12 protein-coding genes and 1 pseudogene are annotated in these 14,634 nt (G+C 46.8%); 6 read left to right on the top strand and 7 right to left on the bottom strand.

Annotation, left to right across the window (positions count from 1 at the left end):
- Position 1: 1 nt before the first annotated feature.
- Entirely contained in the window at positions 2 to 271 is a 270-nt protein-coding gene (locus QUA27_RS10020) for a hypothetical protein (RefSeq protein ID WP_333067730.1), read from the bottom strand.
- A gap of 552 nt (positions 272 to 823) precedes the next feature.
- Positions 824 to 2,452: a peptide chain release factor 3 gene (gene prfC, locus QUA27_RS10015; protein ID WP_333067729.1), complete on the bottom strand. Its 1,629-nt coding sequence runs from the start codon at positions 2,450 to 2,452 to the stop codon at positions 824 to 826.
- Positions 2,453 to 2,555: 103 nt separating this feature from the next.
- On the opposite strand from prfC, the gene QUA27_RS10010 reads away from it, so the two are divergent.
- Positions 2,556 to 2,900: a DUF4870 domain-containing protein gene (locus tag QUA27_RS10010; protein ID WP_333067728.1), complete on the top strand. Its 345-nt coding sequence runs from the start codon at positions 2,556 to 2,558 to the stop codon at positions 2,898 to 2,900.
- Between the two features lie 466 nt (positions 2,901 to 3,366).
- On the opposite strand, the gene QUA27_RS10005 is transcribed toward QUA27_RS10010, so the two are convergent.
- The 4 genes and pseudogenes from QUA27_RS10005 to QUA27_RS09990 all read right to left on the bottom strand — a co-directional run bounded on the left by QUA27_RS10005 (position 3,367) and on the right by QUA27_RS09990 (position 7,992).
- A complete protein-coding gene (locus QUA27_RS10005; protein WP_333067727.1) occupies positions 3,367 to 3,615 on the bottom strand; it encodes a hypothetical protein in 249 nt (82 codons plus the stop codon).
- Positions 3,616 to 3,910: 295 nt separating this feature from the next.
- Positions 3,911 to 4,060: pseudogene (locus QUA27_RS10000) on the bottom strand (transposase); the annotation flags it as partial.
- A gap of 398 nt (positions 4,061 to 4,458) precedes the next feature.
- A complete protein-coding gene (locus tag QUA27_RS09995) occupies positions 4,459 to 4,914 on the bottom strand; it encodes a DUF2127 domain-containing protein (protein WP_333067726.1) in 456 nt (151 codons plus the stop codon).
- Between the two features lie 135 nt (positions 4,915 to 5,049).
- Entirely contained in the window at positions 5,050 to 7,992 is a 2,943-nt protein-coding gene (locus tag QUA27_RS09990) for a CBS domain-containing protein (RefSeq protein ID WP_333067725.1), read from the bottom strand.
- A 316-nt stretch (positions 7,993 to 8,308) separates the two neighbouring features.
- Between QUA27_RS09990 and psbZ the strand changes: the two genes are divergently transcribed.
- The 5 genes from psbZ to QUA27_RS09965 all read left to right on the top strand — a co-directional run bounded on the left by psbZ (position 8,309) and on the right by QUA27_RS09965 (position 13,603).
- Positions 8,309 to 8,500 carry a photosystem II reaction center protein PsbZ gene (gene psbZ, locus QUA27_RS09985; RefSeq protein ID WP_015177377.1) on the top strand — a complete coding sequence of 64 codons (192 nt, stop codon included), beginning with the start codon at positions 8,309 to 8,311 and terminating at the stop codon, positions 8,498 to 8,500.
- 220 nt (positions 8,501 to 8,720) lie between these two features.
- Positions 8,721 to 9,311 carry a 6,7-dimethyl-8-ribityllumazine synthase gene (gene ribH / locus QUA27_RS09980; RefSeq protein ID WP_333067724.1) on the top strand — a complete coding sequence of 197 codons (591 nt, stop codon included), beginning with the start codon at positions 8,721 to 8,723 and terminating at the stop codon, positions 9,309 to 9,311.
- Between the two features lie 314 nt (positions 9,312 to 9,625).
- Entirely contained in the window at positions 9,626 to 10,936 is a 1,311-nt protein-coding gene (gene rimO, locus QUA27_RS09975) for a 30S ribosomal protein S12 methylthiotransferase RimO (protein ID WP_333067723.1), read from the top strand.
- Between the two features lie 773 nt (positions 10,937 to 11,709).
- Entirely contained in the window at positions 11,710 to 13,197 is a 1,488-nt protein-coding gene (locus QUA27_RS09970) for a DEAD/DEAH box helicase (protein ID WP_333067722.1), read from the top strand.
- Positions 13,198 to 13,381: 184 nt separating this feature from the next.
- Complete coding sequence (locus QUA27_RS09965; protein WP_333067721.1) at positions 13,382 to 13,603, top strand: hypothetical protein; 222 nt, start codon at positions 13,382 to 13,384, stop codon at positions 13,601 to 13,603.
- Between the two features lie 175 nt (positions 13,604 to 13,778).
- On the opposite strand, the gene QUA27_RS09960 is transcribed toward QUA27_RS09965, so the two are convergent.
- Positions 13,779 to 14,339, bottom strand: a complete 561-nt coding sequence (locus tag QUA27_RS09960; protein ID WP_333067720.1) for a hypothetical protein — start codon at positions 14,337 to 14,339, stop codon at positions 13,779 to 13,781.
- Between the last annotated feature and the right edge of the window lie 295 nt (positions 14,340 to 14,634).

Genomic DNA, 14,634 nt, shown 5'->3' with positions numbered 1-14,634 from the left:
CTTACCGCCCAGATTGTCTCGGCGATGTACCCTCAGCCCGCTTCCGACGGATCAGCACGCTCATCACCTGCTTCGGATTCGCCGCACGCTGTACGGGACTCCAATCGCCCACTTCTGCAAATCCCAGCCGGTACAAAGTGAGTATGGTTTCCCTGACTCCCTTCGGCGAACCGACAACCGTTAGCAGCACCACTTCCTGTTCGCATACTGCTGCTGAGTCGTCATTTGGGCATTGGGATTTGTTGTCGTCAGGCACGAATTCCTGTGACATAATATGTTCTCCTGGTTTTGGGTTTTCTAGAAAAACCCAAAAACCCAGCCGCCCCGCATTTCAACACATAGCAGGGCGGCTACAGAGGATGTTAAGATACTCCGTTAGCCTCCAGACTGCTAGTCCCAGTTTGGCGGTTATGCTGTCCATTGCTGCTACCAACAGCTTTGGGCAGTGCAACTAGATTTTTGGGCGACGCGGGCTGCCTCCTCTACAAGCAAGCAACCTCTCACTTCAAAGCGTAGCCGCAGATGGGGGCCCTCGTCAACCGATTTTAGATTTTAGATTTTGGATATTGGATTGAAGATCGGGAGTGGGAGGTTTTGGGCGATCGGGCTGAAGATTTAGATTGCACGCACCTTACTCGATTAAGCACGCGGCATTAAGCACGCGGCACTGTCGTTTCTCTACAAATCCTACAATAAATATCATTTGTAGGGACACAAAACTGTTGTGTCCTTTGTCTGTGGCAATCACGGTTTTTTGTTAATAACAATCCCGATTTTTTGGAGGAAACGACAATGCCGTTTCCCTACAAACCAATTATCCCCCTCACTCCTCGCTAACAGCCAAACCAGAAACCACAGGGGCGATCGCATTTAACTTCAAAACAGGATGCTCCCCTTCCACCTGTCGGCAATTCCATTCATTTCTAAACAGCAAAACCGGCCTTCCCCAAGTATCTTTCACCGTCACCGTATTAAACAGCCGCCCAACTTTTTCCAGCGCATCCCAACCGCCGTCAACCCAACGAGCTACACTGTAAGGCAACATATCGATCGTCGTTTCCACATTATATTCCGACTGCATTCTGAACTGCACAACTTCAAATTGCAACTGTCCCACAGCCGCCAAAATTGGCTCGCGTTTCGCCTCATCAACCGAGTACATAATTTGCACTGCGCCTTCTTCCTGCAACTCAGAAACGCCTTTGCGGAACTGCTTAAACTTAGAAGGATTGGGATTTCTCAAAAAAGCAAAAAGTTCAGGAGAAAAACAGGGAATCCCTTCATATTCCAGTTTTTGACCGGTGTAAATAGTATCGCCGATCGCAAATACTCCCGGATTGTTCAAACCGATCACATCGCCCGGATATGCAACCTCGATCGACTCGCGATCCTGAGCAAATAACTTTTGAGGCCTTGACAAACGCACCGTTTTACCGCTGCGAGCGTGAGTCACGTTCATGTCCTTTTCAAACTTGCCCGTACAAACCCGAATAAAAGCCACCCGATCGCGGTGTCTCGGGTCCATATTCGCTTGCAATTTAAACACAAACCCGGTAAAATCTTCATAAGTTGGCGGCAAATCTCCGGCGCTACTCTTGCGGGCGATCGGCTTCATAGCGTAATCTAAAAACGCATCTAAAAACAGCTCTACCCCAAAATTGCTCATCGCGCTGCCAAAGAAAACAGGCGTCATTTTTCCCGCCCGAACCAAGTCTAAATCAAGTTCAGTTCCTAACTCATCCAGCAGTTCTAACTCTTCTTTGAGCTGATAGTAAAGGTCTTGTTCCAACAAATCTTCAATGCGCGGATCGCCCAATTCGATGACAGTATCAACAGCAGCGCGAGAACCGTGTTGAGTCCGCTCGAATAAGTGAATTTTGCGCCCTCTGCGATCGAAAACACCTTTAAAGCGATCGCCCGTACCTATGGGCCAATTTACCGGATAAGTCTGCAACCCCAATTCCTTCTCAATTTCGTCCAACAAATCCAAAGGTTCTCTGCTAGGGCGATCGAGCTTATTAAAGAAAGTAAAAATAGGCAAACTTCGCAGCTTACAAACTTCAAATAACTTCCGAGTTTGCGGTTCCAAACCCTTAGCAGCATCCTCAAGCATCACGGCATTGTCAGCCGCCGCCAGAGTTCGATAAGTATCTTCGCTAAAATCTTGGTGTCCCGGAGTATCGAGCAGATTAATGTGATATTTTTTATACTCAAACTGCAAAACAGTAGAAGTAATAGAAATTCCCCGCTGCTGTTCCATCGCCATCCAGTCAGAGGTAGCGTGTCGCTGAGCACGCCGCGCTTTTACAGAACCTGCTTCGTGAATTGCACCTCCGTACAGCAGCAGCTTTTCTGTCAAAGTAGTTTTACCCGCGTCAGGGTGCGAGATAATAGCAAAGTTGCGCCGGCGCTCAACAGCAGTTAGCAGTTCAGTTTCGAGTTCTGTTGTCATCACAAATTAGGTAGGGGAATCATCACCCGATCGCCATTATAGCCTGTGCTACAGTTGCTATTAAAGGTAAAATTATCAGTAAAGTCAAGGGAAGAAAACTAATATGTACGATTCCGACAAGCGGAAGCTGCTATCACTGGTGTGTCACGGGGCGATTTTTTTCAGCACGTTACTGTTCTCGATCGGAGCGCCGATCGCTGTATTGTTAGTATCAGATGACCCCGTTGTCAAAGAAAACGCCACAGAAGCCATCAATTTTCACCTGAATGTATGGGTGTACAGTGCCGTAATTGTGGCGTTAACTGTCGTCACTTTCGGTCTTGCTGGCTTTATCCTAGTGCCCCTAGGTTATTTGCTGCATTGGGGACTGACAATAATGGCTATCCTCCACGTTTTGCAAACTCCTAACCAACCTTACCGCTACCCTTTTATTTTCCGAATAGTTTAGACAGCAAATCGCGCTTCACCATCGATTTCAAAAACCCGATTTCTTTAAGAAGAAACCGGGTTTTTAATTGTTTTCTAACTCACATTTGTTACCCCCAACTGGCAAATACACTGCTTAAGTGACAAAGAAGGTAATCATCGCAGGGCAATAGTTAGGGTGGGCACTGTTGAGCGATCGTCTGAGCGATCGTCAGCAGGCTGATTCGGTTCGTTCTTGTAGCGATATAGTGACCCACGGCTTCAAGTATGGAATACAGTAACTCCACCTCAATTAATAGCACCTGTGAGGCGATTCAAGAAGTTCGTCGTTGGTGACTTTTAGCACCCGCCTCTGTTTAACCTGTCTACAAAAAAACCCTATCAGTCCTTAACTGGTAGAGTCTGTATCATCAAGTTTTAGGTGTTTGCTATCGGTAAAATTTCCTCTAGCTCAAAAATAATAAATAAGTGTAAGTACCTAACCTAGGTTAGTGCGAACCAATATCAATAACCAAAATAGTCGTCCCCTCCATTTTCCAAAAAACTCGTTCTCTCATACTGGTATACGAACCTTTAACACCTTTACCTCTTTCCTCATAAGCATGAGTGCAGAGACTGCGATGTGCAGGATTTTCCAATAAACCTAAAGTTTTCCTGTACTTTTTCCGTTCCACCTCGGAAAGGCGTTTGAATTTTTTGTCAAACTTAGCGGTTGTTCGGACTTTAAATTTCTGCATAATATTTCCTTTAAGTAGAGTTAAAAACTCTGAACTAGAGGAAATATCCCGATGCAAAACACCAACCGTTTTACTAAGTGGTGCACATCAGCGGAGGACTGCGTTCTCTTAAATCACCCAAAATCATAAAAGGTAGAATTTCTGTGAGCCTTCGAGTATTTACTACACTTTGTAGTATAAAATTTTTTTCAATAAGTGACCTCATCCTAAAGGAATAGGCTCTATCCTACTCTCGGCAGTTCCCACCCTCACAACCGCTTGCAGCCAGCCAGGCCGCCTAGGGCCTGTTTTCAAACTATAACCACAACAGAACGCAGGCGATCGCAATCATGGCTGTATAATTTGCGGCCAACTTCTCCTATCGAGTTGCGATACGGCGAAATTGTTTGAGTCGGTTGATAGCACGTTCAACAATGTTACGTTGACGGTAGATTTCACGACTAAAAGAACTAGGAGCAAATATTGGCTTGTTTATTCTGCCTCGCTTCACGAAAGCGCTGCCTTCGCCATTAGTGGCAATTGTAGTGATGACCGTGGCTGCGATCGTTTTATTGAAATGTTCCACCAATTCTATCTCTACCAGGTGTATTAAAACTTTATACAATATTTTTCAAATAAAAATCCCGCTCTTGTGGAACGGGAAAGCCATCAGGGTGCATCTATATATATGTCAGTATAACTCATAGGGGGTATAACCCCTCGTAGCTTTATCGAATCTTTACAATCACAAAATTTTTGTAAAGATTGAGGTTTTTATTTGACTGAGCGGCCGTTTTATGAAATTAAAATGGAAAATGCTGACATTTATAAAATCAAGTGAGTTTCCTCTGAACAATCAAAACTTTAAGCTCCTTTACCATGCTTCGGCCAATGGTGGAGCAAATACCATAAGATGGCTACATTTGTGATAAATACCGCTAACTTAAGTACCGTGACCCCGTGAACTAATTCATATATTTCAGGGAGTATACTGATGCTTACCAGCACTAAAACTAAGATTGTTGCCCAGTCTTTTTCGTACCACAAACCAACGGCTTCAACAGCAGTTAAAGTTGCATAAAGTGCTGCGGCAAGTCCCCCAAAAAATAATTTGTGAGGGTTTAGAATTAGAAGTTTTTCTAAGATAAATTCAATAATTTTTAGTTTGGTTTCCAACAAATAAGATTGCGAAATATTTTCTAAGAGTTGATGATTTTTTAATGCAAAAAGCAAAGCAATCGAAGTTACTGCCAAGAGGGAAGCAAAAAATGTTTTGTAAAGGACAATTGCGATTAAAGCAGGAGCGTGATGTTTCTTCACCTTAATTCTCGAAATATCAATAATGTGCGATCGCCTGGTTAGGCTGTTTAGGATTGAAAACTTAAATTTTAGTAGAGTGCGTCAGCAATTAGCTAATCTATTATATCAATAATAACGCGCTGCTGACGCACCTTACTAAGTTTGAGGATAACGTTGTGCTAAGAAAGAGATAGCAGCAGCCCGATCGCCCAAATCGCCATCCAACCTCGCCGCCAACAAATCATCCAACATTCGTTTAAACCCAGGCCCCGGCTTATAACCCAAAGCCTTCAAATCGTTACCATTCAAAGGCGGCTCAACATTCGCCCATTTGGTGAGATATTCCCAAATTTGGCGGCGTGCACTTCGCGGACTTTGCAGGGCGATCGCAATTAACACCGGCAACTCATAATTTCTCAACAGCAGCACCAATTGACTCGGCAACTTGCACTTAGGCAAATTCTCTGCTAACTCGTTCTTTCCGGCTTCCAAAACTTCCAACCGCTTAATGCTGTCAGCAGGTAACTGAAGATTTGCAGCCACCTTGCCGCGATATTCCGGTGCTAAATAAGCTATCAAAACTTCCAGCCGCATCTGCCAATCGGGAATATTGATAATGGGGAATGGGGAATTGGGCATCGGGAATTGGGCATTGGGAATGGGGAATAGGGAATTGTCTCTTCCTTCTTCCTCCTTCCTTCTTCCTTTTTCCTTCTTCCTGACATCCGTTACATCCGTTACATCCGCTACATAATCCGTTGCCGAACTTCCTTCTTCCTTCTTCCTTCTTCCTTCTTCCTTCTTCCTTCTTCTTCCATTCAAACACCGATCGAGCAAACGCAGTTGCCGCCACAACTCCCGATCCAACTCCAAACTAGGATGAATGCAGCGCAAAGCCTGCAAATCTCCCAGCATTTGCAAAGCAACTTTCCAGTAAGGAGCTTGCAAAATGTATTTCAATTCACTTTTGAGCCGAGTTTCCAAAGCCGGAGCTCGGCCGTTTTCCCCCTGAATTCGGTAATAAATCCCGCTGGCCAAAGCGTTGCGGATGTATCCTTCCGTCTGCGGCTCAATTTCAAATCCCAACCGCACCGCAAACCGCACAGCGCGATAAATTCGCGTCGGATCTTCGATAAAACTGTTGGCGTGCAAAACTCGAATTTGCTTCGATTCCAAGTCCAGCAAACCGCAAAAAAAATCTAACAATTCGCCACTGCGAGGAACACCCAACCGCACAGCCAGGGCATTAATTGTAAAATCCCTGCGGTACAAATCTTGGCGAATCGAACTCGCTTCAACTTCAGGATTTGCAGCCGGATAAGGGTAAAATTCAGTGCGAGCAGTCGCGATATCCACCCACAGCGATCCGAAAGCAGAGTCTTTGGGCCACAAAAGTGCGGCGGTTTGAAATTGACCGTGAACGTCCAAACGCGATTCGGGGTAAAGTTTTTGCAGCGAGGAAGCTAACTCGACACCAGCACCGGAATCATCTGAACCGCACTTTCCATCCACAACCAAATCGATATCTGTTAGCGCCAGTGTATCATCCGTGGCTAAGAGTAAATCCCGGACTGCTCCACCCACAATATAAAGTTGCCAGCCGCGATTTTGGGCAATATTGGCGGCGATCGACAATAATTGCCATAATTCGGGACTGATGCGCGATCGCAACAACTGCTCAACCGATTCGGGCACGGCACAATAAGAGAATTCTGTATTGCTTCCCCTGTCTCGCGCTTTTTGCTGGTGCAATTCCCGCAACACGTCAGTCCGGGTAACAATTCCCACCAGTTGACCGTTTTCCAAAACTGGCAAGCGCCCGATATCGTATGTCACCATTAAAGATTCTATTTCCGGCAGCAAGGTATCTGGGGCGATCGTTTTTAGCTGCGGAGTCATGTAACCCTTCACCGGGGCGTGACTGAAACCGTGGTGCAGGGCAATGTCAATGTCGCGCCGCGAGATAATGCCGGCGAGTCGATCGCCCGCATCGACCACAGAAAGCCCCGAATGTCCGTAACGTAGGAGTATACGGTGAGCTTCCCCTACCGATGTTTCCGGGCGAATGCTCCGCACTGGAGACGACATTAATTCGCGGGCTGTGGGAGGGTGGGGAATTTGAGTTTTGAGTTCATCAGCTAGCTGATTTAAAGTCAGCAGGGGGTCAACATCGCGGGTGGCGAGGGAAGCGGCGCGGGCGTGGCCTCCGCCGCCGAGGGGTTTGAACAATTCGCTGAGGTTTGTTCCTTCGATGCGCGATCGACCAATAATAGTTAATCGATTGGAAACTGGCGATTCGGGAGCTATGTTGCGGTTGTTTTCGTTTTCGCCAAATTTATAAACATTACCTAACAGCAGAGCATCGGTTTCAGTTAAATCGAGCAAGCGAGAAGCCAGTGAAGAAAGTCCCGGAACGTAAGCTTCAGTAGATAGCAGCACCCACGCTACGCTGTAACCGTGCAAAGTTTCCGATCGCAAATTATTCAGCGCTTCTCTCAGCAAATCTTGCAATTGAGGAGACAAACCGGGTTCTACATATTCAGCTATTACCCCCAAACTCGCTCCCTGTTCCATCAACCAGGCCAAAGCGATTGCATCTCGCGCAGTTGCGCCTTCAAAGGTGAGGGAACCTGTATCGACGTGGATGCCGAGGGCCATGACTGTTGCTTCCGAAGGCAGAAGGCGGAATGGTGTGTCGCTGTTTTCTGCTTGATTTTTGAGCTTTTCGACAATTAATGTCGTGCTGGCTCCAACTGCTTCGATCTGCGTAATAGTAGCGGGGATGTCTGAATGCGCCTCTAGGTGGTGGTCGAAAACAGCAATTTCGCTCACTTGTGGCAAATCCAGCCACTCGGCGGCTTTTCCTAAACGATCGCGCTGCGAGGCATCAACTATAGTAATCGATCGAATTCGTTGCGGGTTGACCGATCGGCGTTCAATCAGCGGGTACTCGTCGCGGTGTAGCGCCAAAAAATCCCGCACTGTCGGATGACACCCGCCCGTCAATACGATCCTGCTACCGGGGCGCAGCACGCAAAGTCCCACCGCCGCCCCCAAGGCGTCAAAATCTGCTGTTGTGTGGCACAAAACTAAGTCCATAGCCGAAAATCCCGCATCTCTAACTCAAACAGTAGCAATTTCTCGCCCTCTGAAACCGGATGTGTCGATCGGGCTTTAACTTAACCTTTCCAGTTTTCTGTCGTGTAGCGAACAATGATAAAATTGATCGAAATCTCAAGAGCCGCTGACGCCTGTTCGCGCAACGCCCGAATTTGCACGGGTTCTTTCGTATCAATCAACCGACAATCTCTCGATCGACTATCGAGAAACTGTCAACAACTAGAATTTGGAAGATTTTTTTCGGTTCTGGGAAACTATTTCTGATCAACGCACGGTTATATCGAAAGGAGAAAAGATGTTATCAATTCTGTTTCAAGTGGTTTTACTGGGTCTGGTACTGCTGTCTTTTGTGATGGTCGTTGGCGTGCCAGTTGCTTATGCCTCTCCCCAAAACTGGAATCAGTCTAAATCCCTAATTTATGCCGGGTCTGGTCTCTGGTTTTTGCTGGTTATTGCAGTGGGTGTATTGAACTTTTTAGTCGTTTAATTTCACCCAAGTTTATCGAATAAAGAAGGTAAAAGATAGAAGGATGAAGGCATTCACCAGCGATTGAAAGGCATTCGGCAGAAGCTAGGAATTTTCCATACCGCGCGACCCTGTATGTTTTTGCACTTGAGATTCAGATGAGATGCTGCTGCTTTCTGACTTTTGCCTTCTCACAAACAAAAATCTAACATCTAAAACCTAAAATCTAAAATAGAGCACTATGACTGTTTTCGAGGGAACTTTTACTCACACTGAATCTTTGCGATTTGCTATTGTCATCGGTCGTTTTAACGATTTGGTGGTTAACAAACTTTTGGAGGGATGTCAAGATTGTTTGAAACGCCACGGAGTTGATGTTAATCCTCATGGCTCTCAGGTGGACTTTTTTTGGGTTCCGGGAAGTTTTGAGATTCCTTTGGTGGCGCGCCAAGCTGCTCTTTCTCACCGCTACGATGCGGTAATTTGTCTGGGGGCGGTAATTCGGGGCCAAACTCCTCATTTCGATTTTGTGGCTGGTGAGGTTGCTAAGGGAATTGCTGCTGCTGCTTTTCAGACAGGGGTGCCGGTGATTTTTGGAGTGGTGACGACTGATACGATGCAGCAAGCTTTGGAAAGGGCTGGAATTAAAAGCAATTTGGGCTGGAATTATGCGATGAGTGCTTTGGAAATGGGCACTTTGATGCGCCAAGTTAAGGGTTTGGGAACACACTCTTACGGTCACTTAGCTAGTGGATCTGCTGCTCAAGTGCTTTCGGGCGAAGCAAATCTGGCGATCGCCCCGGATGTATCGTCGGATCAAATCCCCTCGTAAGTTCGGCTAAGCTGTTGCGGCATTTAAATTCTATAAAAAACAATAAAACAATGAGTGGGGTGGGCGTCCCGCCCGCCTCTAATATGCAATTTAAATGCGCGACAGCTTAGCAGTATTTTTAAGCTCAAAAAACATCAAGATTTGCATCGGGAAAAATCTTAAGACTCTTGTGGGGTGGTGATTATGCCCGCCCCCAAGGTAAAAAGTCCACGGGTCGCAGCCGATCGACAAATTAGACCAATATCTTGCCAATTGGCAATGAGTGTGATATCATAAAATGTTCTTAGAAATAGCGCAACACTAACTATTACTGCATGGCAACGAAGCCAACGATCGCATTTACTCACCTCGGCTGCGAAAAAAATCGCATCGATACCGAACACATGATTGGCTTGCTGGCTCAAGCGGGCTATCAAGTGGATTCTAATGAAGAATTAGCCGATTATGTTGTAGTCAATACTTGTAGTTTTATCCAAGCTGCGCGAGAAGAGTCAGTCCGCACCTTGGTAGAATTGGCAGAAGCTAATAAAAAAGTAGTCATCACCGGCTGCATGGCACAGCATTTTCAGCAGGAATTGCTGGACGAATTGCCCGAAGCAGTCGCAATTGTCGGCACTGGCGACTATCATAAAATCGTCAATGTTATGCAGCAGGTAGAAAAGGGCGATCGAGTTTCCCTCGTCTCTTCAGAACCTACTTACATCGCTGACGAAACTACTCCCCGCTACCGCACGACATCGGAAGGTGTCGCGTATCTGCGAATAGCAGAAGGCTGCGACTATCGCTGTGCATTTTGCATTATCCCGCACTTGCGCGGAAATCAACGATCGCGGACGATCGAATCTATCGTCGCCGAAGCTAAGCAATTGGCATCGGAAGGGGTAAAAGAAATTATCTTAATTTCTCAAATTACCACCAACTACGGCAAAGATATTTATGGCGAACCGAAACTAGCCGAACTGCTTCGGGCTTTGGGTGAAGTAGATGTACCTTGGATTAGGATGCACTACGCCTATCCTACAGGTTTGACTCCGCAAGTTGTCGCAGCCATCCGCGAAACACCCAACGTTTTGCCGTATTTGGATTTACCCCTGCAACACTCGCACCCGGAAATTCTGCGGGCGATGAATCGGCCTTTTCAAGCCGGGATCAATGATGCTATAGTCGATCGGCTCAAAGCAGCACTTCCCGGCGCCGTGATGCGGACAACTTTTATTGTTGGCTTCCCCGGCGAAACTGACGAACACGCATCACACTTGCTGGAATTTGTCAAGCGCCACGAATTCGATCACGTAGGAGTTTTTGTATTTTCGCCAGAAGAAGGAACCCCAGCCTTTAGCTTGCCCCAGCAAATACCTGCAGAAATAATGGAAATGCGGCGCAATGCAGTAATGGCGGCACAACAACCTATATCATTGAAGAAGAATCAAGAGTCTGTCGGTCAGGTAGTTGATGTCCTGATAGAACAAGAACAACCAGAGACAGGCGAGTTGATTGGTAGATCCGCTCGGTTTTCCCCAGAAGTAGATGGACTCGTCTACGTCACAGGAGAAGCGCGGCTGGGTTCAATCGTATCTGTGAAAATTACTGGTGCAGATGTCTACGACCTCTACGGTCAAGTGTAAGTATTGCTGGAACTGTTGCCTGAGACGGTGCGGCGAACAAAAACCGGACACTAGCCAAAAATGATTAGCGGATTGTGCAACAAAAGTAACGGTTAGTACACAATTGTGCAAAGATATGTAGCAAAGGGGTTCTAAACTTTTTTAGCCCCATCTGGCAATCGACCCTCCCCGTCGGGGTGCGGTAATCTCTACAGAACATCGGAAAATTTTAACGAATTTAATGTTTTGTTTCTGAATGTAAAGAGTTATGATGATAACAAGCCAGGAATAAGCGGGGATAATTTGAGATTGCTTCGCCGTCCGCCCTACACCACAACGGTATCCCGAAAGAGTGTTGAGATGGATAGGCGGTAACGGTCGCCCCATCCCCTCCTCAATCCCGCAGGCGACGGATTGCGGGATAGCGCCTGAACCAAACAACCTGTTACTACTATGTAGTGAAGTGGGGCTGGTCATGATCCTCACTATAAAATGCCTAAGAGGGAAAGCTTGCAAGTACCTCAAAGGAAGTCCAATGTCCTGTTTTAAGAATGTTGGAAGCCTATAACCCGACCCCTGGCGGTTGGTATCGGTGATGTCACAAAATCAAAGACGGCTGTCGAATTGGTAAATTTAGTCACCATCGACGGAGCTGCCCTATACTCGATTGCTATTTAAGAAGGTGCGCGCAGGCGCAGCACCATAAAGAACTCTTATGAGTTCCTGCCCTAGAGCAGAAATCCGCATCCGAGTTGGGCAACTTAGAAGGCTAAGACTCGTTATTAGGAGCATTAATGAATTTATTGTTTGAAGGCTTAGGTCTTTCGGAAGAACTCGTTCTCCATCTGGAAACACTAGGCTTTACAGAACCTACTCCCATCCAAGTACAAGCAATTCCGCACTTGCTAGCAGGTCGCGACGTTGTGGGCCAAGCCCAAACAGGGACAGGCAAAACGGCAGCATTCTCGTTGCCCATCTTGGAGCGGATTGATTTAGATGTAACTGCGGTGCAAGCACTGGTGCTGACGCCGACTCGCGAATTGGCGATGCAAGTAACTGAAGCCATCCGTGATTTGAGCGGCATCAGCAGCGACGGCCCGGTAAAAGTGGGTCGCTCTCTGCAAGTTCTGACAGTGTACGGGGGTCAATCGATCGAGCGTCAAATGCAGCGTTTGAAGCGCGGCGTGCACGTCGTTGTCGGTACACCCGGACGCATATTGGATATGCTCAGCCGTGGCAGCCTGAAACTAGACAAGGTAAAGTGGCTGGTTTTGGATGAAGCTGACGAAATGCTGAGCATGGGCTTTATCCAAGATGTGGAAAAAATCTTGGATGCTGCACCAAAAGAACGTCAAACGGCATTTTTCTCGGCGACGATGGAAGCTTCCATTCGGAAATTGGTGGCGCGGCATTTGCGTAACCCAGTCAACGTCACCGTAGAACAGCCAAAAGCAACACCAAAGCGCATCAGCCAAGGCGTTTACATGATTCCCCGTGGCTGGTCGAAGGCAAGAGCCCTACAGCCAATTTTAGAAATGGAAGACCCGGAATCTGCACTGATTTTTGTGCGGACTCGGCAGTCGGCTGCAGAACTCACCAGCCAACTTCAAGCAGCAGGTCACAGCGTTGACGAGTATCACGGTAATTTGAATCAGGCACAGCGGGAACGCTTGCTGCATCGGTTCCGCCAATGTCAGGTGCGCTGGGTAGTGGCGACTGATATTGCGGCGCGGGGTTTGGACGTGGATCACTTGACTCACGTGATTAACTACGATTTGCCCGACAGTGTGGAAAGCTACGTTCACCGGATCGGACGCACGGGCCGGGCTGGTCGCGAAGGAACGGCGATTACGCTGATTCAACCGGTCGATCGCCGCAAACTGCGCTTGATTGAACGCCACGTGCGATCGAGCTTGACGGTGCGAAACATTCCGACACGGGCGCAAATTGAAGCTCGTCAGTTGGAAAAGATGCAGGGTAAAGTTCGCGAAGCTTTGGCTGGCGAACGGATGGCATCTTTCTTGCCTCTGGTATCTCAGTTATCCGAGGAGTACGACTCCCACGCGATAGCCGCTGCTGCTTTGCAAATGGCTTTCGATCAAAGCCGTCCTGCTTGGATGGGCGCGGATTACGCTCAACAAGAAGATCCCCCGATTGGTGCAGAAAACAGCGTCAAGCCAATCTTGATCAAAAAGCGGGCTAAGACTGGTGCACCGAGTAATTCTGTAGCAGCGCCGACTTTTTCTGGAGCACCGAGTGCTCCTGTTCCCCAGAACAGCTAATTGGCAGGGTGCACAATGTGCACCTTATTGAGAATTTTTGTAGAGATGCGATCGATCGCACCTCTACTTTTTTTATGGGTAATATCAAATCCGTTGAGATCGGAATTATTCATCTCTCTCTTCTCTTCCTCTGTGCCCTCTGCGCTCTCTGCGGTTTAATTATTCCAAAACAACATAAGTCAATATGCAAGTTAGCGATCGGACAATTGCTGTAAATAATTCTACGCTGAGAACGTTAATTGATGAATTGGGTACTGAGTGTCAAAATGTGATTACTTTAATCCATCAGCTTCAGTTACCTGATTTGAGCGATCGACAAAAAGCTGAAATTATAGCAGAGTTCCTTCCTCTCTGCAATCCATCTCAACGTTCACTGCGGAGAGGACTTTCAGACGCTAGTTGCTGAGGAAATGACAAAATTGTAGGATGAGGATGAAGAGGATTAAGGAGACGCGGGCGATCGCACATTAAGAAAAAGCCCTCCTGTCAACTCACCGAAGAGCTAAAAAACCTCATAAATCAGGAATAAAGTCCTTACTACAAACTTGTGAACCGGGACTTTTGCACTGTTGTTTAATATTTCAGTTTAGCTGCGTGTTCACAATAATTTTTTGCACGCGATCGCCCTTAATTTCCACAATCAAATTAGAAGCCTTTTGGTCATTGCTGTAAGTCAACCGAGTCACTCCACCCTGCACAGATTGCGACCCGTAACCGTAAGTTTTCACAACTTTTTGGCTGTTATCTCCTAGCTTCACACCATCAATTGTCAGAAACTTGGGATTGGTAGTAGAAACTAAATAAACTTTGCCATCCCATGCTGCTACCGTCAATCCTGAGTATGTTAGCGTGCGAATCTTGTCGCCGATGCCAGACCCAGCAGGTTTAGTTTCGTCGCGTTGCGGTTTTCCCAACTTACGTTTTGCCTCTTCTACAGCCATCCCCAACCGAACGCCGCCAATACCCAGGCGCGAATAGTTCAGCACCGCCGGCTTTTGTGTCGCACTGAGCATTCTTTCTAGAGTCGCAACAGTTTGATTCATAGCAGGAACAGGACGAACTAAAGCAGCAAATCCTAAGCTCGAAATAGCGAGATTCATCAGGATGCCCGCGACGGCTGTTGTCACAAACATTTTTACCATTTTTTTATAGCTTGATTTGGCAATTTATTCGTGCGATCGCCCGCTAGATCCGGATTGATACTAATAGGACTTACACCAACACTCCTAGACGCACTGCGCTTCTCTGAAACCGATTTTTTTTACCAAAACTACACACAGAAACCCGGTTTTTACCATAAATCTTAGGTTTAACAGTGAGGTATTCAGCAAGAAACCGGGTTTCTAGCGCAACCTAGGTAATACCAATTCACTATGAAGGTACACTAAAATATAGGGTAAAAGTAGAGGCAATTCAATATGGCGAACAAACTTCAGG

The sequence above is a fragment of the Microcoleus harperi Pol14_C6 genome, assembly GCF_036701295.1.
Classification (GTDB): Bacteria; Cyanobacteriota; Cyanobacteriia; order Cyanobacteriales; family Microcoleaceae; genus Microcoleus.
Note: the sequence above shows the minus strand (reverse complement) of the source record. Positions and strands in the feature narration are given on the sequence as shown.